The 25,681-nt window shown below is 26.5% G+C and carries 22 protein-coding genes; 2 read left to right on the top strand and 20 right to left on the bottom strand.

What is annotated here, in order from left to right:
* Window positions 1-61: 61 nt before the first annotated feature.
* The 11 genes from ACFYH6_RS04210 to ACFYH6_RS04160 all read right to left on the bottom strand — a co-directional run bounded on the left by ACFYH6_RS04210 (window position 62) and on the right by ACFYH6_RS04160 (window position 12,103).
* Window positions 62-1,156 (bottom strand): LegC family aminotransferase, encoded by a 1,095-nt coding sequence (locus ACFYH6_RS04210; RefSeq protein WP_416179664.1) that lies wholly within the window; start codon window positions 1,154-1,156, stop codon window positions 62-64.
* A gap of 75 nt (window positions 1,157-1,231) precedes the next feature.
* Window positions 1,232-2,224 (bottom strand): NAD-dependent 4,6-dehydratase LegB, encoded by a 993-nt coding sequence (locus ACFYH6_RS04205; protein ID WP_416179665.1) that lies wholly within the window; start codon window positions 2,222-2,224, stop codon window positions 1,232-1,234.
* 11 nt (window positions 2,225-2,235) lie between these two features.
* Complete coding sequence (locus ACFYH6_RS04200; RefSeq protein WP_416179666.1) at window positions 2,236-3,306, bottom strand: nucleotidyltransferase family protein; 1,071 nt, start codon at window positions 3,304-3,306, stop codon at window positions 2,236-2,238.
* Between the two features lie 57 nt (window positions 3,307-3,363).
* On the bottom strand, window positions 3,364-4,527 hold the full coding sequence (gene neuC / locus ACFYH6_RS04195; protein WP_416179667.1) for a UDP-N-acetylglucosamine 2-epimerase: 1,164 nt from the start codon (window positions 4,525-4,527) through the stop codon (window positions 3,364-3,366).
* Window positions 4,527-5,525 (bottom strand): N-acetylneuraminate synthase, encoded by a 999-nt coding sequence (gene neuB / locus ACFYH6_RS04190; RefSeq protein ID WP_416179668.1) that lies wholly within the window; start codon window positions 5,523-5,525, stop codon window positions 4,527-4,529. Before neuB ends, neuC begins: the two co-directional genes overlap by 1 nt.
* A complete protein-coding gene (locus tag ACFYH6_RS04185; protein WP_416179669.1) occupies window positions 5,518-6,153 on the bottom strand; it encodes an acetyltransferase in 636 nt (211 codons plus the stop codon). The genes neuB and ACFYH6_RS04185 overlap by 8 nt, the downstream gene beginning before the upstream one ends.
* Window positions 6,154-6,221: 68 nt before the next feature.
* Entirely contained in the window at window positions 6,222-7,388 is a 1,167-nt protein-coding gene (locus ACFYH6_RS04180; protein WP_416179670.1) for a nucleotide sugar dehydrogenase, read from the bottom strand.
* Between the two features lie 12 nt (window positions 7,389-7,400).
* Window positions 7,401-8,150, bottom strand: a complete 750-nt coding sequence (locus ACFYH6_RS04175) for a glycosyltransferase family 2 protein (RefSeq protein WP_416179671.1) — start codon at window positions 8,148-8,150, stop codon at window positions 7,401-7,403.
* A 34-nt stretch (window positions 8,151-8,184) separates the two neighbouring features.
* Window positions 8,185-9,501 carry a nucleotide sugar dehydrogenase gene (locus tag ACFYH6_RS04170; RefSeq protein ID WP_316343265.1) on the bottom strand — a complete coding sequence of 439 codons (1,317 nt, stop codon included), beginning with the start codon at window positions 9,499-9,501 and terminating at the stop codon, window positions 8,185-8,187.
* Window positions 9,502-9,531: 30 nt separating this feature from the next.
* Window positions 9,532-10,713 carry a DegT/DnrJ/EryC1/StrS family aminotransferase gene (locus ACFYH6_RS04165; RefSeq protein ID WP_316343264.1) on the bottom strand — a complete coding sequence of 394 codons (1,182 nt, stop codon included), beginning with the start codon at window positions 10,711-10,713 and terminating at the stop codon, window positions 9,532-9,534.
* 208 nt (window positions 10,714-10,921) lie between these two features.
* Window positions 10,922-12,103 carry a DegT/DnrJ/EryC1/StrS family aminotransferase gene (locus ACFYH6_RS04160; RefSeq protein ID WP_416179672.1) on the bottom strand — a complete coding sequence of 394 codons (1,182 nt, stop codon included), beginning with the start codon at window positions 12,101-12,103 and terminating at the stop codon, window positions 10,922-10,924.
* A gap of 221 nt (window positions 12,104-12,324) precedes the next feature.
* Between ACFYH6_RS04160 and ACFYH6_RS04155 the strand changes: the two genes are divergently transcribed.
* The gene (locus ACFYH6_RS04155) at window positions 12,325-13,317 is read left to right on the top strand and encodes an LCP family protein (protein ID WP_416179673.1); all 993 of its coding nucleotides are present in this window, start codon (window positions 12,325-12,327) and stop codon (window positions 13,315-13,317) included.
* Between the two features lie 143 nt (window positions 13,318-13,460).
* On the opposite strand, the gene galU is transcribed toward ACFYH6_RS04155, so the two are convergent.
* From galU to ACFYH6_RS04110, 9 genes are all read right to left on the bottom strand, one after another.
* The gene (gene galU / locus ACFYH6_RS04150) at window positions 13,461-14,330 is read right to left on the bottom strand and encodes a UTP--glucose-1-phosphate uridylyltransferase GalU (protein ID WP_416179674.1); all 870 of its coding nucleotides are present in this window, start codon (window positions 14,328-14,330) and stop codon (window positions 13,461-13,463) included.
* 15 nt (window positions 14,331-14,345) lie between these two features.
* A complete protein-coding gene (locus tag ACFYH6_RS04145) occupies window positions 14,346-15,782 on the bottom strand; it encodes an oligosaccharide flippase family protein (RefSeq protein ID WP_416179675.1) in 1,437 nt (478 codons plus the stop codon).
* Window position 15,783: 1 nt separating this feature from the next.
* A complete protein-coding gene (gene glf, locus ACFYH6_RS04140) occupies window positions 15,784-16,893 on the bottom strand; it encodes a UDP-galactopyranose mutase (protein WP_416179676.1) in 1,110 nt (369 codons plus the stop codon).
* A 14-nt stretch (window positions 16,894-16,907) separates the two neighbouring features.
* Complete coding sequence (locus tag ACFYH6_RS04135; RefSeq protein ID WP_416179677.1) at window positions 16,908-18,308, bottom strand: O-antigen polymerase; 1,401 nt, start codon at window positions 18,306-18,308, stop codon at window positions 16,908-16,910.
* Window positions 18,309-18,357: 49 nt separating this feature from the next.
* Window positions 18,358-19,365: a glycosyltransferase family 2 protein gene (locus ACFYH6_RS04130; protein ID WP_416179678.1), complete on the bottom strand. Its 1,008-nt coding sequence runs from the start codon at window positions 19,363-19,365 to the stop codon at window positions 18,358-18,360.
* A 313-nt stretch (window positions 19,366-19,678) separates the two neighbouring features.
* On the bottom strand, window positions 19,679-20,695 hold the full coding sequence (locus ACFYH6_RS04125; protein ID WP_416179679.1) for a hypothetical protein: 1,017 nt from the start codon (window positions 20,693-20,695) through the stop codon (window positions 19,679-19,681).
* Between the two features lie 18 nt (window positions 20,696-20,713).
* A complete protein-coding gene (locus ACFYH6_RS04120; protein ID WP_416179680.1) occupies window positions 20,714-21,709 on the bottom strand; it encodes a Stealth CR1 domain-containing protein in 996 nt (331 codons plus the stop codon).
* Between the two features lie 261 nt (window positions 21,710-21,970).
* Entirely contained in the window at window positions 21,971-22,756 is a 786-nt protein-coding gene (locus ACFYH6_RS04115) for a DUF4422 domain-containing protein (RefSeq protein WP_416179681.1), read from the bottom strand.
* Window positions 22,757-23,213: 457 nt separating this feature from the next.
* Window positions 23,214-23,870, bottom strand: coding sequence for a sugar transferase (locus tag ACFYH6_RS04110; protein WP_416179682.1), 657 nt, complete (start codon window positions 23,868-23,870; stop codon window positions 23,214-23,216).
* 757 nt (window positions 23,871-24,627) lie between these two features.
* Here ACFYH6_RS04110 and ACFYH6_RS04105 point away from each other — a divergent pair.
* The gene (locus ACFYH6_RS04105) at window positions 24,628-25,584 is read left to right on the top strand and encodes an LCP family protein (protein ID WP_416179683.1); all 957 of its coding nucleotides are present in this window, start codon (window positions 24,628-24,630) and stop codon (window positions 25,582-25,584) included.
* The last annotated feature ends 97 nt before the right edge of the window (window positions 25,585-25,681 follow it).

Raw genomic sequence — 25,681 nt, 5'->3', positions numbered from 1 at the left:
AGATAATATAATTATTAAAATAAAATAAGCGCTATAAAAAATAGCACTTATTTACTATAAATTAGCCTTTTATGATTTTACAAACCTTTTTTACTTCTTCTTCAGTTAAGGAAACTGAACTTGGAAGATTTATTCCCCTATTACTTATATCTATTGTTACTTCCATTGAACCACATTTACTTCCAACATAAGGTTTCATATCATGAACTGGCAAAAAGAAAGGTCTTGCCTGTATTTCATTTTCTTTAAGCAGCTTTAACAACTCATCTCTAGACATTCTAAAGTTATCTTCCACAAGTATTGAATATAACCAATAGCAATTATCTATATAATCCACTTGCTTAACTAAAGTAATACCTTCCACATCTTTTAAAAGTTCATTATATAAATCTGCATTTTTCCTTTTTGCTTCTAAATATTCATGTATATTTTCTAATTGTGCTAACCCCATAGCTGCTAAAATATTTGGCATTCTAAAATTATATCCAATTTCTTCATGATACATAGCACCATTTTCTGTTATTGTCTTTGTTTGATTTGATAAATATTTTGCCCTTTTACTCAATGCTTCATTATCAGTTATTAACATTCCACCAGCACCAGTTGTAATTAATTTATTACCATTAAAGCTAAAGCATCCAATATCACCTAATGTTCCTGCTAATTTACCTTTGTAAGTAGTACCTAAAGCCTCAGTTGCATCTTCTATAACATATAAATTATGCTTTTTAGCTATTTTATTTAGTTCATCCATCTCAACTGGGTATCCATAAATATGAACTGGCATTATTGCTTTAGTCTTTTCAGTAATTAACTCTTCCACTTTGTTAACATCCATTACAAAAGTTTCTCTATCAACATCTACAAATACAGGTATGGCTCCAACATATTTTATAGAATTTACTGATGATATAAATGTCATTGAAGGTACAATAACCTCATCACCTTCTCCTATTCCTAGAGTAACTAGTGCAAGTTGAAGTGCTGCGGTTCCATTCATAGTAACTACAGCTGACTTAGCATTATTATATTTTGCAAATTCCTCTTCAAATTTATCAACAAACTTCCCTACTGAAGAAACCCAGTTAGTATCTAAACACTCCTTTATGTACTTCCATTCATTTCCTCTAACTTCTGGTACACATAATGGTATCATTTTTATCCCACCTTCTATATATATAATTTAGAGACTATCTTTTTGCTTAAGATAATCTCTATATTACTTCTTTAATTAAACATTATAAATATCTGGTTTATAATATTGCATATTTTCTTTTATCCAATTAACAGTTTCAAGTAAGCCTTCATCGATTGAATAATTAGGAGTCCAGTTTGTAAGTTCTTTAATTTTAGCATTATCTGCCCATAATCTGTTAACTTCACTTTTTTCTGGCCTAATTCTTTCATCATCACATATTATTTTAACATCTTTACCTATAATGTCTATTATCTTCTTAACTGTATCTCCAATAGATATTTCATAATTTGAACCAGCATTAATTACTTCACCTATAGTTTTATCTGATTCCGCAACTTTAACAAAGGCTTCAGCAGTATCCTTTACAAAGTTAAAATCTCTAGTTGGAGTTAAACTACCAAGTTTTATTTCATTTTTACCTGCTAAAATTTGTGATATTATCGTTGGTATAACTGCTCTTGCAGATTGTCTAGGTCCATAAGTATTAAATGGTCTTAAAGTTGCAATTGGCATATTAAATGATCTATAAAAACTTTCTGCCATCTTATCTGCTCCAATTTTTGAAGCTGAATAAGGTGATTGCCCTTGCATTGGATGCTTCTCATCTATAGGCACATATAATGCTGTTCCATATGTTTCAGAAGTAGAAGTATGTATTATTTTTTGTACATCATGAGTTCTACAAGCCTCTAAAACATTTGTAGTTCCTTCAACATTAGTTCTTACATAAGCCATTGGAGATAGATAAGAATAAGGAATTGCTATTAAAGCAGCAAGATGAAATACTACTTCTTGACCCTTAATTATTCTATTCATTCCATCTAATTCTCTTATGTCTCCAGTTTCAACTCTTATACTATTTAAAACCTCTTTATCAAAAGTATCAATCCATCCCCAATTATTAAAAGAATTATATTGTACTAAAGCAGTTACATCCGCTCCTAACTTCACTAACCTTTCTGTTAAGTGACTTCCTATAAAACCTTCCGCTCCTGTTACAAGAACCTTTTTCCCTTTTAAGTTCATTTCACACACTCCTAGCTATTATTTTTTTCCTTTTCTTCTATTCTTTCCACCATTTCCTTCATTTCACTAATCTGCCCCATATCCATCCATGATTGTTCACTTATAGGATATACACCTACCGGAATTCCACTATTCATATATTCTTCTACAATATCAGGTAGATTGTAAAATTCACCTTCTGGAATATCATTTAAAACATCTGGTTCTATTACATACATTCCAGTATTTATTAGAAATGTATATACCGGCTTTTCAACTATTTCATTAATATTGCCTTTTTCATTAAGTTTGAAAACTCCATAAGGTATCTGGAAACTCTTAACAGATGATATTACAGTTATTTTGTTTCTTTTTTCTTTATGGTATTTTAAAATAGAATCATAATCCGCTTCTACTAATATATCACAATTTGATACAAAAAAAGTTTTATTAATTTTATTTTTTAATAAACTTAAACTTCCTCCAGTTCCTAATGGTTTATCTTCTTCTACATAATTAATAGAATAATTTTTGTTTAATTCATTAAAATAAGATTTTATCATATTTTTCTTATAATTTACAGTCAAATAGAACTTTTCGCTTCCATATAAGCTAAACTTATCCATGATTCTTTCAATTATAGGCGTATCTCCTATTGGTATTAGTGGCTTAGGTAATATTTTTGTATAAGGATATAATCTGCTTCCCAATCCACCAGCCATAATTACTATAGGAACATCTTTTAATGACTTATTCTTATTTTCTATAAAAACATTTTTATTTACGAACTTTACATCTATAATATTTCTATTTAAATTAATAATTGGGATTGCTGTTATAGATTTCTCTATCATTATTTCGTCAGCTGAATCTCCATCTCCCTCCATTAAATAAATTGGATTTTCATTCATAGCATTTTTAACTTCCTTATCCATACTTCCATTTTTTAAAATCCATCTTCTAATATCACCATCTGTTACAGTTCCTATTAATTCATCTTTTTCAGAAACTACAAAAAGTATACCCTTTGCAACCGTATCTAATTTCTGCATAGCTTCTCTTATATTAACTTCTTTTTTTATTTTTAAGTTATCTAAATTCACTATATCACCACATTATCTATTATATTATGTTACTCAAACGCTATATACTATTATAATTTAAAATTCTATATTATAAAAGGATTTCTTGATATCTATAGAATTATTTAATATTTTTTTAATTTCATACATAATCCTTTCAGAAGTTTTACCATTTTCATAAGGATTTTTTGTTGATTCTAAAACCATTTTAAATTCATCACTTCTAGCAATATTAATGCTTTTTATTATTTCATCTTTTATAGGCTTACAATTAATTATTGATTTAGCCTGTGTTCTTCCCTTCTGCCTATCACCAATATTAATAGTTGCCTTTTTAAATGATGGCGCCTCAATTATTCCACTAGATGAATTTCCTATCACCATATCACAATATTTCATTGCACTTAGATATCTCTTATATCCCATAGAAGTAAAGCTTATATATTTACTCTTATCCTTATCACAATAATCATCTATTACTTTATTAATTATTCTTCCATCACTATCTGAATTTGCTTTAGTAATTATAAACTTCATATCTTCTATACTGTCTAAAGCATTAAGTACTTCTTTTATTTGGCCTTCCGAAGTACTATTTTCAAGAGTTACTGGATGAAAAGTAACCAATGAAAATGAATTTCCTAAATTGAAGCCTATACTTTTTTCTAACTCTTCTTTAGACATATGGTCTATTTCCATTATATTTTCTACTCCAATAGCTCCAACATTAAATACCCTTGTAGGATCTTCCCCTAATTGAATTACTCTTTTTCTGTACTCTTCTGTACTAGTGAAATGTAAATAACTCATTTTGGTTATGCTATGTCTAAATGCTTCATCAAAAGCTCCCTCTGTAGTTTCACCACCATGTAAGTGTGCTATTGGTATTTTAGCTACAACTGCTGCACTACATACAGCAAAGATCTCAAATCTATCCCCTAAAACTATAATCATATCAGGCTTTAATCTTTCAAAAGCTTCTGAAAAGCTTATAGTAGCTAATCCCATAGACTTAGATATTCCAACAGAAGTATCTGAACTTAATAATATTTCTATTTTTTCATTGATATTATATCCATCCTCTACAATATTATTATATGTCATACCGAATTCAGGAGATAAATGCATTCCTGTAGCAATCAACTGTAACTCTAGGTCGCAATCTTTACTAATTTTATCAATTAAAGGCTTTAATAATCCATATTCTGCTCTAGTTCCTGTTACTACACAAATCTTTTTCATTATAGCTCCACCATCTCATCTATATAATAATCTCTTTGCGCCTTTTTACCAATTATATTATCCCACATCTTAGGTGATAGACCAGTTCCTGGTCTCTTTATAGTTAAGTTATCTTCAGTAAAAATATCTCCCATTTTTATATTTCTACTACAGACTATACTTTTTCTTGCAATCTTAATATTTTTCTTTTCAGATTCAGTTAAATTCTTAATACCATTTCCCAATGCAAGCTCTATATTTCTTATAGAATTTACCATATTTTTTAATTCATAAGGCTCAAGACTTGCTTTATGATCTGGTCCTTCCATATTTCTATCTAAAGTAAAATGTTTTTCTATTATTTTTGCACCTAGAGCAACAGCTGCTATAGGAACTTCTATCCCCTTTGTATGATCAGAATATCCTATTTCAACTGAAAAAGCATTCTTTATAGTATTCATAGCATTTAAGTTAACTTCTTCCATCTTAGTTGGATAATCAGTATTACAATGTAAAACTGATATATCATTGGCTCCTGAGTCTCTTAAAACTTCTAAAGCAAATTCTATATCCGATAAATTACTCATTCCAGTTGACAAAATTATCTTCTTTCCTGTCTTTCCTATACATCTTAAATATGGTACATTCTCTATTTCCCCTGAAGGCACTTTAAAAATTTCCATTCCAAGTTCATTTAACATTTTTATACTTTCCAAATCAAAGGGAGATGATAAAAACATTATACCTTTTTCTTTCGAATACTTTATTAATTCAAGATGATCTTTATAGCTAAGTTCTAAAGATTTTAACATTTCATATTGAGATAACTCTTTTCCCATATTATTTTTCTGATATTCTGCTTGCTTTGCAGATTTTGTCACCAAATTTTTTGCTTTAAAACTTTGAAACTTAACAGCATCTACTCCACAGTTTACTGCTTCATCTATAAGCCTTTTAGCAATTTCAATACTACCATTATGATTTACACCTGCTTCTGCTATTATAAAAACTTTATTCACAGTCTATCTTCCTCCCTGGATTTCCATAAACTTTGCAGTAATCCCCGATATTTTTAATTATTACACTTCCGGCTCCTATAATAGAATTCCTTCCAATTGTAATTCCTTGTATTATACTTGCTCCTGTTCCGATATGAGTATCACTTCCTATAGCTACACTTCCACTCATAGTTACCCCTGGTGCTACATGAACAAAATCTCCTATCTTACAATCATGCTCTACAATAGCTCCAGAATTAACTATAGAATTCATTCCAATAGTTGCATTAGAGTTAACAATAGCACCTTTTCCTATAAAAACTCCTTCCTCTATTGTAGAGTTCTTTGAAACAATTGCAGTTTTATCTATTATACTTGGAAATTTAAAACCTATACTCTTTAAATTTTCATAAATTTTCCTTCTAACACTAGTATCTCCTATTGAGCCTAATGATATAAAAGCATTCTTAACACCTGAAAGAAATAAACTTTCTAAAATATCATCTGATCCTATGACTTTGACTCCAATAATATCAAAATCTTTTTTAACATCAGTAATTCCAACAATATCATAAAGTTTCAGCTCTATCAATGAATCTAAAACACTTTTACAATGCCCACCAGCACCTACCAAAACAATTTTTTCCATAAAAGCACCTCTAGAATATATTAGAAACGGTTAATAACTAAATCTATTCTAGTTATTAACCGTCCCCCTTAATCTCTACTAAATAAATCTCTAGTATATACCTTATCTAAAACATCTGATATATCATCAGTTATTCTATTTGCTACTATTACATCAGAAATAGATTTAAATTCATCTAAGTTTTCAATCACTTTAGAATTATAGAATTTTTCTTCTTTTAAAGCTGGTTCATAAACTACAACCTCTATGCCCTTTGCTTTTATTCTTTTCATAACTCCTTGAATAGCAGATTGTCTAAAGTTATCAGAGTCCATTTTCATAGTTAATCTATAAATCCCAACAACCTTAGGATTTCTATTTAGAATCATTTCTGCAATGTGATCTTTTCTAGTTTTATTTGCTTCAACTATTGCAGACATTATATTTTGAGGAACATCAGCATAATTAGCCAATAGTTGTTTTGTATCCTTCGGAAGACAATATCCCCCATATCCGAAAGATGGATTATTATAGTGATTTCCTATTCTAGGGTCTAAACAAACTCCATCTATAATTTGTTTAGTATCAAGTCCTCTAATTTCTGCATAAGAATCTAATTCATTAAAGAATGCTACCCTCATTGCTAAAAATGTATTAGCAAATAGCTTTATAGATTCCGCTTCAGTTGAGTTAGTATAAAGAATAGGAACATCTTTTTTAATTGCTCCCTCTAATAATAGCTCTGCAAATAGCTTTGCCCTATCTGATTGTTCTCCAACAACTATTCTTGAAGGATATAGATTATCATATAGTGCTCTTCCTTCCCTTAAAAACTCAGGAGAGAAAATAATATTGTCAGTATCAAATTTTTCTTTTATCTTTTCTGTATATCCAACTGGAATAGTTGATTTTATAACCATGATTGCCTCAGGATTAATAGACAAAACATTAGCTATTACTGCTTCCACAGTTCTTGTATTAAAGTAATTTTTTTCAGGATCATAATTTGTAGGTGTTGATATAATAACATACTCAGCATCCCTATAAGCTAAATAATTATCTGTTGTAGCTTTTAAATTTAACTTTTTATTAATTAAATAATCTTGAATTTCGTTATCTATTATTGGTGATTTTTTATTATTTATCATATCAACTTTTTCTTGTATTATATCTAACGCAATAACTTCATTATTTTGAGCTAGTAAAACCGCATTAGAAAGTCCAACATAACCAATTCCGGCAACTGTTATCTTCATTATAAATTCCTCCTATTTAACCCTTAAAATCTTTAACACTCCCCAGTAACATATATGAAATGTGGATCTTATAATAGATAAATGTTCAATTTCCCTATAAAGTTTCCAATGATATTTTACTAATTGAATCTTATTACTAGATATAGAATTATTTCTAATTCTATATTGCATAAGTATATCTTTCATTCCATAAATATATCTTTCTTTCTTAAGCATCTGCAACCATAAAGCATCGTCATTTCTTTTCCTAATATTAGGAACTGTAAACTTTCCAAGCTTATCTACATTATACATTACTGTTGAGTTACCAACTGGACAGCTTAATAAAATACCATTATAATCTGTTTTTTCTTTAGTTTTAATTACCTTATTTAATGAATTACCTATTTCATCAATTTGTTCATAAGCAGTACAAGTAAAAGCGTAATTATTATTTTTCATAAAATCTAATTGACGTTTTAATTTATCTTCCATCCATAAATCATCACTATCTAAAAATGCTATATAATTTCCATTAGCTAATTCCATGGCTTTTGTTCTAGTAACAGCTGCCCCTGAATTCTGATCTAATATATAATACTTAATTCTAGGGTCTTTTTTTGTATATTTTTCTACAACTTCCTTTGTATTATCTGTAGAACAATCATCTACAATAATCATTTCCCAATTTTCATAACTTTGCTTAAGAACAGATTTTATAGTCTCTTCAATAAATCTACCACAATTATATGTAGGAGTAATTATTGATACTAAATCACTCATTATATAGTGACCTCACTTTCATAAAACTTATCTTCTATAACTTATATATCTTTTCTCTATTATTAACAACATTCTTAGTTGCATTTCTTGTATCGTAAACTACTTTTGATCTACTTACTATTTCTTCGTAGTCGTAAACTGTATGTCCTGTAGTTATAACTACTATGTCTGATTCGTCTATTACTTCTTTCCAGTCTACTGAGTAGTAAGTTTTACCTTTGTACTTACCTGTAGCACAGAAAGGATCGTTAACTATAACTTCTGCACCGTTTTCTTCTAGTAATTCTATTACTTTAAAGGATGGTGATTCTCTATAGTCATCTATATCATTCTTGTAAGCTAATCCCATAACTAATACTTTTGCACCGTTTAATGCCTTCTTTTGCTTGTTTAATATCTTCATGATATTTTCTAAAACAAATTGTGGCATTGAGTCATTTATCATACCTGATGTCTCAATAAGTTGTGTATGGTAATCATATTCTTTAGCCTTCCATTCTAAGTAGAAAGGATCTAGTGGTATACAGTGACCGCCTAAACCTGGGCCTGGATAAAATGGCATAAATCCATATGGCTTAGTTTTAGCTGCATCTATAACTTCCCATACATCTATTCCCATTCTGTTACAAAGAATAGCCATTTCATTTGCTAAACCTATGTTTATATTTCTAAAAGTATTTTCTAATATTTTTTCCATTTCAGCTACTGCTGGTGAAGAAACTTTGTGAATTTCTCCTTCTAATACATTTTCATATAAAGCAGCTGCGATTTCTGTACATTCTTCAGTACATCCACCTACTACTTTTGGAGTGTTTTTAGTATTGTAGTGTTTATTACCTGGATCTACTCTTTCTGGTGAGAATGCTAGGAAGAAATCTTCTCCGCATTTTAATCCATTTCTTTCTAGGATTGGTTTTAAAACTTCTTCAGTAGTTCCTGGATAAGTAGTACTTTCAAGTATTACTATCATACCTTTATGAAGGTATTTAGCAACATTTTCTGTTGATTTTACAACATAAGATAAATCTGGTTGCTTATATAAATCAAGTGGTGTTGGAACGCAAATACATACTGTATCTACTTCACTTATAAAGCTAAAATCTGTAGTAGCTTTTAAAAGTCCCTTTTTAGTTAATTCAGCTAATTCTGAATCAACAACATCACCAATGTAGTTTTCTCCATTATTAACCATTTCTACTTTTTTGTCTTGTACATCAAAACCAATAGTTTCGTATCCAGCCTTTGCCTTTTCTACTGCTAAAGGTAATCCAACATAACCTAAGCCTACTACGCCAACTTTTGCCGTTTTATTCTTAATTTTTTGTAATAATTCCTTCTTTAAAACTGACATTACTTTTCCTCCTAAACTTAATGGAATCAATTATTTTATTTTACTTATAATATATTGAACTTGTTCTTCATTTAATTCTGGATATACAGGTATAGCAAAAGTTCTATGTGATAGATATTCTGCTACTGGCATATCTCCTTCTTTATAACCTAAGTTCTTATAAACTTTTTGAAGATGTAATGGTACTGGATAATAAACACCAGTTGCAATTCCAGCTTCCTTTAATTTTTGTAGTACTTCTTCTCTATTTTCTGATTGTAATATATACATGTGGTAAACATGCTCATTATAATCTTTAGCTACTGGCGTTACTAAATCATTATTTTGTAAAGCTTCATTATAAACTTTAACTATTTCTCTTCTCTTAGCATTCCACTTATCAATTTCTTTTATTTTAACATCTAATATTGCTGCTTGAATAGCATCTAATCTAGTATTGTATCCTATTAAATAATTGTAATATTTAAGTGGATTATATACTGTATCGTTAGCACCTTCATCTGCTTTTTGAACTTCTTCTTCTATATTGTTAAGTAAGTTATAAGCCTTTTGGCCATTTTCTCCACTTCCATGTGTTCTAAGTGCTCTAGCAATAGTTGCAATTTCATCGTTATCTGTAACTATCATTCCACCATCACCAGCACAGCCTAAATTCTTAGTTGGGAAGAATGAAAAACATGCTACATCTCCAAGTGTACCTATTTTTCTTCCTTTATACTTTCCACCTATAGCTTGGCAAGCATCTTCTATAACCATTAGGTTATGCTTTTTAGCTATTTCATTTATTTCATCCATATCTGCACTTTGTCCAAATATATGTACAGGCATTATGGCTTTAGTTTTTGAAGTTATTTTTTCTTCAATTTTTGTTGTGTCTATATTAAAAGTATCTTTATTTACATCTACAAATACTGGAGTTCCTCCAACTGCTGATATTGCTTCAGCTGTTGCAAAGAAAGTGAATGGAGTCGTTATAACTTCATCTCCTTGGCCTATTCCAATAGACTTTAAAGCAAGTACTAAGGCATCTGTTCCATTACCTACTGATATAGCATGCTTTACTCCAATGTAATTTGCAAATTCCTTTTCAAAGTCTAACACTGTTTTACCCATTATGTAATTAGCTGATGATAATATTCCTAAAGTAGCTTCATTTAATTTGTCAGCTAATGATTCATATTGAGCTTTTAAATCTATTAAAGGTATATTCATAGTTATACGCTCCTTTATATTCTAAATTCTAGAAAATTAACATTAATATTTTATCACAATTCTAAATATATATAAACTTATTAATATAAATTTATATATGTTTACATTTTGAAAGTATTATTATTTTGAAATATTAATATTTATTTAATATTGCTAACCATAAAAAATATAGATTAACCTGAATAAAGTTAATCCATATTTTTACATATTACTTTTTTAAGATATTGTTTACTTCATAAACTAATTCTTCTGCTATATATTCCACATCATTTAAATTTAAAGTGCTATAAACTGGAAGAGTAATTTCATTTTCATATTGTGCATAGGCATTTGGATAGTCTTCCATCTTATATCCTAATTTTTTATATAATGTAAACATTGGTAATGGCTTATAATGTACGTTTGTAGATATTCCTTTTTCCGCTAATCTTTCAATAAGTAAATTTCTCTTTTCTTCATTAAAGCCTTTGATTCTTAATGTATATAAATGATAAGAAGTTTCTGTTCCTTCTCCATATTCAGTAATTGGTATTATAGCAAAGTCTTCTTTTTCTAATATTCTAGTATAAGTTTCAAAAATTTTCTTTCTATGTTTTAGCATACCTTCATATCTTGTTAATTGTGCTCTACCAATAGCTGCATTTATATCTGTCATATTACATTTAAATCCATCTGTAACTATATCATACTCCCATGCTCCTGCTTTCATTTTTGATAAAGCATCCTTTGATTGACCATGTAGGGAAGTGAATTTAAAGTCTTGATATAAATTTTCTCTATCTTCAAAGTTATTATTATTAAAAGTTAAAGCTCCACCTTCTGCAGTTGTAAAGTTCTTAACTGCATGAAATGAAAAGCTATGAAAATCACATTGTGCTCCTACTCTATGGCCCTTGTATTTTGCTCCAAAGGAATGAGCTGAGTCTACTAAAATAATTATATCTTCTCTATTTTTTTCTTTTAATATTTCTTTAATTCTATCATAATCACAAGGTAACCCTGCATAATCTACTGGCATTATTACCTTAGTTTTTTCTGTTATTAATTCACCCATCTTATCATAATCCATAAAGAATGAATCTTTAGCTACATCACAAAAAATAGGCTTTATACCTCTATGTATTGCTACACTTGAAGTTGCAGTATATGTGTAAGGAGTAGTTATTATTTCATCTCCTTCTTTAATATCAAGAACTTTAAGAACAAGCTCCATTGCTGCTGTTGCACTATTTAGCGCTACAGCCTTATTAGCTTCACAATATTCAGCTATTTCTTCTTCAAATTTAGCTAAAGTAGGTCCTGATGTAATCCATCCTGATTTTAATACTTCTACTACAGCGTTAATTTCTGCTTCAGATATATCTGGAGGAGAAAAAGGTATTTTTTTCATTTCTATCATCCTTTCATTCATATACTTTTATATACAATATTAAATAAAAGTCTATTTTTAAAAATATTTTATAAATTCTTTTTAATATTACCTTTAATCATTATATAACTCAATCCTATTAATTACAATTTTAATATTACATAATTATTTATTACAATTTCATTTAAAATTGTAATAAATAATATCTTTATGATAAAATTATTTAGAAAGGGAGTGTAATTATGACAAGTGCAGAAAATAATAAGAGAAAAAAGAAGAAAAAAAAGTCTATTGGTTTTAAAATATTTATAAGTTTTATATGCATACTACTTGCAATAGCAGTAATAGGTGGGGGATATGTTATAGGTCTTTTAAATAAAATGGATAATGTAGATTTAAATAAAGATAATTTAGGAATTATAGAAGATGACTTAAAAGAATATGATAATGTAAATAAAATAAAGAATATAGCTCTATTTGGATTAGATTCCACTGATGGTGAGACAGGGCGTTCAGACTCCATTATGATTGCAACTGTAGATCCTGTTCATAATAAAGTTAAGTTAACATCTATAATGAGAGATTCTTACGTTTATATTGAAGGATATGGAAATGACAAGATTAACCATGCTTATGCCTATGGTGGGCCTGAACTATCAATTAGAACAATAAATGAAAACTTTGGATTAAATATTGAAGATTTTGTATCAGTTAACTTTTCTTCATTACCTAAAATTATAGATATTCTTGGTGGAGTAGATATTGAAATTACTGAAGAAGAATTGCAATACATAAACAGTTATATAAACGATATTAATAATAAAGATGGTTCAAATTCTCCTCATATTGCTTATGCTGGACTTCAACACTTAGATGGAACTCAAGCTCTTGCTTATTCAAGAATAAGATATACAGCTGGTGGAGATTATAAGAGAACTGAAAGACAAAGAACAGTTCTTGAAGCCTTATTTAAAAAGTTAACGTCTGCATCTATTGGGTCATATAATTCATTATTGAATGAAGTTTTACCTTATGTACAAACAAACTTAAATGCAGGAGATATTCTTTCTTTAGGTACTAAAGTACTAGGAATAGGTAACAATCTAGAGCAAGATAGATTCCCAAGAGATGGATATGGTGAAGGGGCTATGATTGATGGAGTTTACTATCTAACTTTTGATATAGAAACTGCTAAGCAACAAATGAGAGATTATATATTTAATGATATAAGATAAAGATATCCCAGTAATTATTTTTATAATCTTTACTGGGATTAAATTATTCATTATATCTAATTTTATATTATTTATAATTACTAAAATTTTTTTAATATAAATATTTACCTTACCTAGTCTTCAAAATAGAAATATTATTAACTCTATACCACTAAAGAATTCAAATATTTTTCAAATTTCTCTTTTAAATCATCATTTCTTAAAGCATATTCAATATTTGCTTCCAAAAATCCTTGTTTATCTCCAACATCATATCTTCTACCTTCAAAGTTATAAGCATACATCTCTTCTTCCTCCAAAAGCTTCAATAGTGCATCAGTTAATTGAATTTCTCCACCCTTACCAGGTTTTGCTTTCTCTAAAATTCCGAATATTTTAGGAGTTACAATATATCTACCTAATATTGCAATATTGGATGGTGCATTCTCTATACTTGGCTTTTCTATTAATTCCTTAACTTTATAAATTCTATCTTCTATTTTTATTCCATCAACTATTCCATACTTTGATACATTTTCTTCATTAACTTCTTGAACACCTAATATAGAGGTTTTATATTCATTATAGCAATTAATAAGTTGACTTAAACAAGGTGTATTATTATAAACTATGTCATCAGCTAATAAAACTGCAAAAGGCTCATTGTCTACAAAACTCTCGGCATAACGAATAGCATCTCCCAATCCTCTTGGTTCCTTTTGTCTTATAAAATGTATATCTACCATATCAGAAATTTCTCTAACCATTTCAAGCATTTCTTGTTTCCCATTATTCTCTAGTTCTAATTCAAGTTCTACAGATTTATCAAAGTGATCCTCTATAGTTTTTTTATTTCTTCCTGTTACAATTAAAATTTCTTCTATACCAGATTGTACACATTCCTCAATTATATACTGAATAGTTGGCTTATCAACTATAGGTAGCATCTCTTTAGGTTGTGCCTTAGTTGCAGGTAAAAATCTAGTTCCTAAACCTGCTGCTGGTATTACTGCTTTTTTTATTATTTTTTTCATTTTTATCCTCTTAAATTAATTTTTTATCATATTTTTTATATATACTATAAAATTTTCTTTATAAATAACTTTATATAATGCAAATAAAGTTAATAAATAAAGTATTCCTCCCACTACAACTTGAACTAGAGAAGTTAATATTTTAGCTCCCATTACTACGCCAATTATTCTCACTACTATAAACATAATTATAGCTGCTGGGAAAAATATTAAGATTGACTTTATCATTTCTTTTAGATTTAAAAACTTTCTTAAAATATACATTTGAGTTACAGTAACAGTTATCTCTGCTAAAACTGTAGTTATACAAGCTCCTATACTTCCCATAAATTTCAATACTATAAGATTTAAAAGCAAATTAACAATAGCACCAGCAGTAACTGAAAAGGTAAATTCTTTTGTCTTATTTAAAGGTACTAATAATTGAGTTCCAAAAACATTGGACCAGCTTATAGCTAGAATTATTATGCAACTAATAATTATTAATGTTTCTATTCCTTCAAATTCCTTTCCAAAAAACCATGGGGATAACTCCTTAGCTACCCCTAACAATCCGAATGTAAGTGGCACTGAAATACAATTCATAAAGAAAAAAGAATTTTTAATATAATATTTAACCTTATCCATATCTCCTAATGCCACTGTATTAGCTATTTTAGGCATCATAACTGTTCCTATAGCTGTAGCAACAGTAAGAGCTATTTTAACAAGTTTTTGAGAATTATCATAATATCCTACTTGAATAGTGTCAGTAAAAACTCCTAGTAATGTTCTACTTAACAATACATAAACTTGTATTGCAATTTGTGGTATAAATAACGCTATAGAGGCTCTTAAATGTGTTGATAATTTTCCTAATTTTACATCTTTAACTCCAACCATACCTGGAACATATAACCAAAAAGTTAAATTTCCTAAAAAATTAGCTAATGCTAATATTAAAGTATATTTTATTAAATCATCTATACTTTTCACAAAGATAAATATGCTTGCGAAAGATATTAATTTTACTAATGTATTTCTTACTACAGTTTTCTTAAATTGTTCAAGTCCCATAAATAACCATGAAATATCAATTAATGATGCTAATATATTAATCCCCTGTACTAAATATAATGATCTATACAATCCTTCATTAAAAGTAAAAGCAAAAATTAAAAATAATACACTTGATATTGCCATTGTTACTATTTGAACTAAATATATAGAATAAAATGTATTTTTTAACTTTTCCTTATTATCCCTTACATAAGCTATTTGCCTATTTCCATATAAAGTCACTCCAACCATACCAAACAAAATAAAATATTGGGTATTAGCAAAAGTAAAGGCGTAGTCTCCTACACCTTTTGCTCCTAATACATTTGATACATATGGTACTGTTATTAAAGGTAAAATTAATACTAGTATTTGGTATGATAAATTATATAAGAAATTCTTTAAAACTTGCATCTTATTCTACCTTTCCAAACACTTCATCAACTACATTTAGAGCTCTTTCCACAACGTTATGCATATCATAATATTTATATTCAGCTAATCTTCCACCAAAAATTATATTAGTCTCTTTATCAGCTAATTCCTTATATTTACTATAAACCTCATTATTCTTCTTATCGTTAATTGGATAATAAGGCTCATCTCCCCTTTTCCAATCTGCAGAGTATTCTTTAGTTACAACGGTTTTTTCTTGAGTTCCATATTCAAAATGTTTATGTTCAATTATTCTAGTATATGGCACTTCATACTCTGTATAATTAACTACTGCATTTCCTTGGAAATTTTCTTCATCTAAAACTTCTGTTTCAAATCTTAAACTTCTATAATCTAAAGATCCAAATTTGTAATCATAGAATTCATCTATCATTCCTGTAAAAACAACTTTTTCTGCTATACTTTCAAAGTACTCTCTGTCTTTAAAGAAATCAGTACTTAACTTAACTTCTATTCCATCAAGCATCTTTTCTATGATTTTATTGTATCCTCCTATTGGAATACCTTGATATTTATCATTAAAATAATTATTATCGAAAGTAAGTCTAACTGGCAACCTCTTAATTATAAATGCAGGTAATTCAGTTGCCTTTGTACCCCATTGCTTTTCAGTATATCCCTTAATTAATTTTTCATATATATCTTTACCAACTAATTTTATAGCTTGTTCCTCTAAATTTTGAGGTTCATCTATATTAGCCTCTTTAACTTGCTCTTCAATCTTTGCTAAAGCTTCTTTAGGTGTTTTCACTTTCCATAATTGATAAAATGTATTCATATTAAATGGTAGATTATATAATTCGCCCTTATAATTTGCTATTGGTGAATTAGTATATCTATTAAATTCGACAAAACTATTGACATAATCCCAAACTTTCTTATTGCTTGTATGAAATATATGTGCACCATATTTATGAACGTTAATTCCTTCTATATTCTCACAATATATGTTTCCACCTAAATGATTTCTCTTATCTATAACTAAACATTTCTTTCCTCTTTTATTAGCCTCATATGCAAATATAGATCCAAATAGTCCAGATCCTACAATTAAATAATCATATTTCATATAAATTCTCCTTTTTAATTTTTCTTTAAAACTAGTTTATTCTCAAAAAATATATAATAATTTCCTATTCTTATTGTTAATCCCTTTTTAAGAGTAATATGGAACTTAAAAATAAACATATAGATTAATATAAATAATACAAAAGTAGATACAAATGCTAATCTTACTGTTTGTAAATAAAAATATGAATCTATAGGATGTAAGAATACAGAATAAATCATGTAACTAAATATAATTATATAAAAATCTAAATATTTACTTGCTGAATACTTTATTTTATTATAAAAAACATTAAAAAATAAAGCCATTATTCCTTGTAAAATTATCATTCCAACAATTCCAAAATCATATATCCATCTTCGATAAGCTGTATAAACATTACCAATCATTATACTATCATAGTATCTGAATTCTAAGTGAATTGGATACATTTGACTTAAAGGCATAATACCATAGTCATGTAAATTTTTAATTAAATAATAAAACGACTCTTTTCCCCATATGCTTGAAGCTTCAGGAGGAGATTTAATAAATAAATTTAAATTTTCTATTGAGCCACCACAATATAATGTAATATAATCAATAAGATTTTTATTGTTAATTCTTCCTACCCATGAAGCACTTAAATAAAAAATAACTAAAACTAGAATACCTATAATCCCTATGGTAATTATAGATTTCATTTTAATAGGCTTCTTCCAATTATTTTTTATATTATACAGTATTAATGTAATTGTAAATGTAGCAAAACCTAAAGATAAAATAGTTAATCTATTAGAATTGATAAATTCATGAATAATATAACCTACAACTGGAATTAAATAATACCATTTTGAAAAAATATTATATAAAATGCTATTTTCTTCATCAAATATTATATTTTTTATATACAAATACATAAAAATATACGCAAAAACAATAATTGGTTTTTGTGCGAACAACAATAAATGAGGTAATTCAGCATCTTTAGCATAAGAAGTATGTTGCTTAAATAAAGTTAAAGCTTCAGAAAGAGAATTAAACTCTCCAAATTGACTAGCGATATTTAATACATAATATAATAATAATCCTATCATTATTACGTTATAAACAGTAATAATAAAGACTTTATATTTTTCTATTTCTATATTAAAACTTCTATTCTTTCCTATAACTTCACAACTTTTACTATTCTTTTCGAAATGCTTATTTACTAATAAAGAAATAATTATAAACTCAACTGCTCCTAAAAACAGAATCAAAAATGTCTTCATTTCTAATTGTATATTCCATTTAGATACATTTAATATGGCACAAAATATACTTACACAATAAACTAAGCAAAAAATAACTGATGGTTGAATTAAATCTCTATTAAACCTCAAATATAAATAAATTAACATTAAAAAAAACAACCCAAATAAAATATATATCAAAACAATTAATCCTCCTTACATAAATAACTTTTTAACAAATTAATAATTATTAAAGTTTTCTTAAAAATTTTCTTCCTTCAATATAAATAGGCTTCATTAACAAATGATTTTTTATACCTAAATGATTAATAATAAATACTTCTAATTTTATAAATTTATTTGTATATTTACTTTTTAACTGTAATCTTAAAAGGTTTTTATCTGCTAATACTTCCAAAAAGTTAATTATTTCTTTTTTATTTTCTTTATTATATAACATAGTCAAAGAATGAATTCCTCTCATAATCATTGCACTTTTAAAATAATTAAACTCTTCCTCAAACATTGTTTCAAAATAATTTAATTTCTCTTCATTAATATTCAATACAATATTCTTAAATTGCAATAACTTTGGTGAAACTACATGCATAACTGATGTCTCTTGTTGTATATAATAATAGTTAACCGCATTCAATGTATATATTTTATTAGCACGATAAAAGAAATCTAAACAAAATAAAATATCTTCTCCTACTTTTAATTTAGTATTAAATTTAACATTTTCTTTCAAAATATCAGCTTTAAAAATTTTATCCCATACAGCTGGAGAAATATTATCAATCAAGTATTCTTTTATACATTCTTCTCTTACTAATAACCTATTACTGTAAGAGTACTTTGATTTTTGAACATTTCCATCAGGATATATTTCTAAATAATCACATATACAACAATCTAAATCATATTTTTCAATATAATTCATCATAGATGCATACATTTTTTCATTTATATAATCATCAGAATCTACAAATGTTATATACTCTCCTTGTGCAATTTCAATTCCTAAATTTCTACAAAAGCTGACCCCTTCATTTTTGTTTAAATTTATTATTTTAACATTATCATTATTTAAATATCGAGACTCTATGATATTTCTACTATTATCTGTAGATGAATCATTAATTATTAAAATCTCAAAATTCTTAAATTCAGATTTTAATATACTGTCAATACATTTTTCTATGGTAGCTTCACAATTGTATATAGGAACTATTATTGATAATGCTTTATCTTTCAAACAAATCCTCCTTCTTTAAAGTATCTTTAAGAATATAATCTCAGTTTTTTCATTTTCAAATTAAGATTCAAATAATTCTCATTAAATTTATTTTTGAAAATAAACTTAAAATTTTATATTCTTAAGTAAAAACTATTTTAGAATTTAAATATTATCAAACATAGCAAATATTCAGACGTTAAAAATACATCTAAAGATTAATATTAATTTATATATTTTTTCTTTTTACATATTCCAAATATTGTTGGTTCGATTAATGCTTTTGTAACTGATTATTATTAAACTCTAAAATTAAATTTTTTAAATACATTTCCTAAATATTTTCTAAATACTCTAAAATATTCTTAACAATCCTTTTAGTATAATATCCATCTCTTACCTTTTTCCCTAATTCCCAAGCATTTTTAGCTTTTTCACTATAATCTGAAAAATCTATATCATTAATTTCATATAAATTATTAATTACATATCCAATATTATTTTTTTTAATAAAATTAGAAATAGCCGACTTTTGCCACACGATAACTGGAAGTCCAATAGATAAATAAAAAGATAATTTATGAGGATTATTATATTTAGTATAATTTTTTAATGATATATTTTCATCAGATTCATCTAAATTACCATCCCAAACTAATCCTAAATCTCCTTCTATATGTTTATATAATTCATTAGGATCAAAAGCACCCTTATAATTTATCTTAGAATTTTTTATTTCTTTTGATTTTATTCCATAGACATTAAGATTAAATCTCATTTTTTGTTCATCTAATTGAAATAAAAATGGTGCCTTATCTAAGTTTCCAGTATAAACCAAAGAAATATTTTCTTTTAAACTTCTTCTTTGAAATACAACTTCTTTTAAATCATTTAAATAATCAAATACTTCTAAAACAAATATTTTTTCTTCTTTTACACCATGTTCTACCAAATATTTTTTCATATTTAAATTATGAGCTATAAGAATATCACATTGTTTTAAAAAAGCTAATTCTAAATTTAAGAAATTTTCATCTTGTCTTCTTAATCCATCTATATCATGTATAAAACAAATCACATGTTCAGCATTAGAAAGTAACTTATATTGATTAGTAAAAGGATGTTGAATAAAGACAATGTTATTCTTTTTAGCATACTTTTTAATAATAAACATTTTCTTTAAAAAAAACAAATATCTACTTAATAAATTCACTGAAATATTCTTTGGTGTATCCAAAGTTATAACATCAGTATTAAAATATTGAGATATTATTTTTTCTATATCAGTTTTAGCTTTAGGTCCAGCATTCCATTTATCTTTAGAGTACTGTGATAAAATAATTTTATTCATTTTCTACCTCTTCCCAAATTAATTGTATTTTTCAAAAGTTGAAGGACTTGGAAACAATTCCTCAAACAATAGTATAGTTTCTTTCTTTACTGAATTAAAATCTATATCTTCTTCTGAATCATTTAAGCAAATAACTTTATATTTTTTATTTTTTATTTTTCCAAAAAAATCACTATTATCATTTTGTAAGTTATAATAATATGTATAATTCATTGAAGTAGGAACAAAATTTCCAGACATTAAGCTCCAATATCTATAAAGCCAATGACTATAATCATTTTTCGTTCTAAATTTATTGTTCATGGTATTTTCTAAATTATGTCCTTCTAATTCCCATATTTCTTCTATTAATTTTCTATTATAAGAAATACAAGTATGAAAATTATAAACTCCAGTATATCTCTTCCATGGAAATAATAAAAGATTTCTTATGTTATTTTTTCCATATCTAAAATTAAATATTTTATTCAATTTATTATCTGCTTTATCAAAATACTTAGAAACAATCTCTAAATTATTAAGAATAGTATGTTCAATAATATTATTTTCTTTTCCTACACTTACTGCATTAAATATAAGAGAATCTAAAGGCAGATCATTTTTAAAAAAATTATCTGGGGTCACTTTGTCAATTATAAACATATCATCATTAAAATAAATGAACTTATCTGAAAGATTTTTTATACGATGCATGTATAATTCAATGACATTTGAATTAAAAGTAGGTAAATATTTTTCTGGTATAAAATCTGAATGTTTAATTAAGGTTAGCTTAGGATTATCTAAATTTAACCAAGAAGGATAATGACCACATGTAATTAAATAAATATGATTAATCCAAGGTGCATTCTCTTCAATTGAACGAAACCAATATTTTAATAATCCCCAATCTCTATATCTGATACTACTATTTGAATCATCTTTGTTTTTAGTATCATATTTAGCTTTTTCAGATAACCATTTTTCATCACTTCCGTCAACCCAAGTGATTACAATATCAATCTTATTTATCATCTTTAACTCCTTAGTTTTATAAATAAATATTTTCTTAGAAAATATTTATTATTATTTTATGACATTATAAAATATTATAAAATTTATATTTCAAAAATACTTTGTTAAAAAAAACTCGTTAACTTTTATAATTATCTCATTATTTGCATTTTACAACATAGAAAATATTGTAAAAATTCTTTACCTATTTTCTATTGAAGATTATTAAAATAATCTTAATAAATTTTAAGAATTAAACAATGTAAATTCCCTTAATTTTTTTTAAAAACTCCCCTTATATTTTTCTTTAAGAAATTTAGCTTTTAAGAAACTAATTACTTTTTTCAGCATGTTTAATTTTTCCATATGCATACATGATACTTCTTTATATTTTAATTGATTATTTTCAATCCATACATCTAGCAACAATTCACTTACCCTTCCAAACAGTCTTGCTTGAAACGCATTATATTGCTTGAAATCTATCTTTTCTTCTAATTCTGATAATATTGAAAATAACCACTCACAATAATTATCTGCCAATTCCTTTTTCATTATAAACATATTAAACATATGTGCACTTGTACGCTTCATAACTTTATCAAAGTCACCAACATATTCAGGGTATAACCTTTCAAGTATTGCCCTAGTTTCATCTAAATGCTCAGAATAATGGGTATTCCCATAGTGAGAATATAGCGTTTCAATATAATATTTTCTTTTTTTAGGAAGAATAATATCATAGTCTTTTAATATTATTTCCATCTCATCCTGTGATAATATTCTATCAAATTTATCTCTAAATAAATTTGATAGAAATCCCTTTTTAGAAAAATGACGTCTATAGTGTACTAATCCAATATAATCACATTCTAAATTTTTTACTCCCCAATATAATCCTGTTAATTCACAATAATACGGGTTCTTATTTGATATATTATCCCCTGTATTATCTCCCACATATCCAATATCACTTTTGCCTTCTTTTCCAACATGGACAGGTAAATAACATCTATCATTTGGCATTTTATAAGCCTTATGTGTCGCTACTAATATTTTTATATCCATATACTTCTCCTAAGTAATAATTTAATTTACAATAATTTTTTTAACATCATCTAAACAAATCTTATAAATAACCTTTTCTTCTACATTAAGCATTCTCCTTCTAAACTATTAGAAACTATATATTCAAATTACTTTTATATTTTTCTTTATTAATATTGATTCATAATTATAAAATTTATTAAAATATGTAATTATTAATTCTAAATAATTATTTATATTACTTTTGGCCATTAAATTAAATTCAATATTATTTAAATAGTATTGAATTTAATTATCTATATATAGTTCTTATTATTTTTCATTTTATTTTTCTTAAGCGCTATCAATAGCTACAACTTAATTATGTTGCACTAATAATATTGCATTGAATAATCTTAAGTCCCCTATTCCCTATACCACTATTTTCATTTTACCTCATTTAATAATATTAACTCTTATTAATTGCTAGTATCATATATTAAGAAGCATTTTTATCACCAAATAAAACAAAAAATGTTTTTACAATTAGTTTTAAATCTAACCAAAAACTTCTTTCATTTACATACTTAACATCTAGTTTCATCCATTCTTCAAAACCTATGCTATTTCTTCCCATAACCTGCCAATAACAAGTAAGTCCTGGTTTTACTTCTAGACGCTTTAACATCCATATATCGAATTTTTTTACTTCATTAGGTAGACTAGGCCTTGGACCAACAAGACTCATATCTCCTTTTAATACGTTTATTAATTGAGGTAACTCATCAATGCTTGTCTTTCTTATAAATTTTCCAATCTTAGTTATTCTAGGATCATCCTTAATTTTAAACATAGGCCCAGACATTTCATTTTGTCCTTCTAATTTCCCCTTTAACTCTTCAGCATTGGATACCATAGATCTAAGTTTGTACATATTAAACTCTTTTCCATTTAATCCAACTCTTTTTTGGGAAAAAATAATATTTCCTTTTGATTCTAATTTTATTAAAATTCCTACAATAATTAGTATAGGACTCAATAATATTAGTCCTAATAAAGAACCTATAATATCAATTAGCCTTTTTGATAATCTGTATAGAAATCTATTATATTTCTTCTCAACTATTGAATTAATATTAGTATTAATATTATCCATATGTATCCCCCTAATTAAATACAATGTATTCAGAATAATTTTATATTGTAAAATATGAGAATAGTCATATTTTTGCACGTATAATTATATCATATAAAACTATTAAAACAAATTATGAAAAATAATCTTCAAATTATTAATGAGATTATTTAGATTTTATTTTTTTAAATTTATTATTAAATATATACTTTCCTTTTAAAATATTAACTAAATATTTACCACTATTATACTTAAGTTTATTTATTTTTTGTCGAATTTAGAATTATTTCCACATATATTGATTTTAATATATTTTTCAAATAATCAATTGAATCTTTAGGAATTAATCAACCTACTTCAATTATATAATTTATACTTTTTTAAGTTAAAACATTTTTTAATATGCATTTAATACCATATCAGTTATTAATACATTACTATAAAAGTTTCTGTTATAAAATATAGGAAATCCTCCACAGCATCATATTATCTTACTAGATTTCTTCTATACTGATCTTTATATGTAATTATATATTTAATCATTACTTAAATTATAATACTCTAAATGTTTTACTAATGGAATAATAAATAATATTGATAAAAACTTCTTAATTTCCTTTCCCTTATTTTAGTATATATACTCCTTATTTTATTATCTTTTATATTTAATTTTGCATTCTTAAAAATAATTATAGTTTTCTTTATTTCCAAAATTATCTTATTCTGATATAATATATCAATATTTAAAATCACTATTATTACCACTGGAGGAAACCCTATGAAAAATTTTTCAAAAAATAAGAAAATCCTTTTATCCATTTTAACTATTATTATAATAATAGTAGGTTCAATATCAGCATACACATATTATCTTTCTAATAAGATAGAGAGAGTTAAAGTTGATAGAGAAGATGTTATAAATACTGGTAAAGAAGTACCTAAAGAAGTGGATGATGTTATAACAATAGCTTTGTTTGGAAGTGATTTTTCTGATATTTATGATGTCAGTGCAGCTGATGCCACTATGCTTTTAGCTATTGATACTAAAAATAATGAAATAAAACTTGGTTCACTAATGCGTGATATCTATTTAGATTTACCTAATGGTGGAAAAATGAATTTAAATTACACAATTTTGGATGGTGGTCCAAGCTCTATTTTAAAGGCTATAAATTATAATTTTAATTTGAAAGTTGATAAATTTGTACAAGTTGATTTAGAAAGACTGCCTAAAATAATAGATGCCCTAGGTGGAGTTGAAATGGAAATAACTGAAGATGAATTACAATATATTAATGTATATATTGATCATATTGATAAAAAAAATGGAACAACAACAGAACACATTTATTCTGCTGGTACACAACTGCTAAATGGTACACAAGCATCTGCTTATTGTAGAATAAGATATACAGCTGGAAGAGATTTTAAGAGAACTGAAAGACAAAGGGATGTATTAAATGCATTATTTGTTAAATTTAAAGATATAAGCTTAACTGAAGTTCCTGGAATGATAAATAATATTCTTCCTTTAGTTACTACTAATTTAAGTAATAGTGAAATAATATCAATTTCAACTAAAGCTTTAGGAATGGGTTTAAGTAATATAGAACAAGGAAGATTCCCTTCAGATAGAAATATTATTAGTGCAGGTTTCACAGATATGTACCACACTAACATAGATATAGAAGGAACAACAAAAGAATTACACCAATTTCTTTTTTCAATAGAATAAAATGAGATAAAAATATAATGTTGACTGTGACCTCGCAAACTCTAAGTCACACTAACATCATATTTTTATATCTTACTACTGAAGGAAATAATTTCTT

It is taken from the genome of Clostridium sp. HCS.1, from assembly GCF_047900555.1.
Taxonomy (GTDB): domain Bacteria; phylum Bacillota; class Clostridia; order Clostridiales; family Clostridiaceae; genus Clostridium.
This window is presented reverse-complemented; position numbering and strand designations above follow the sequence as displayed.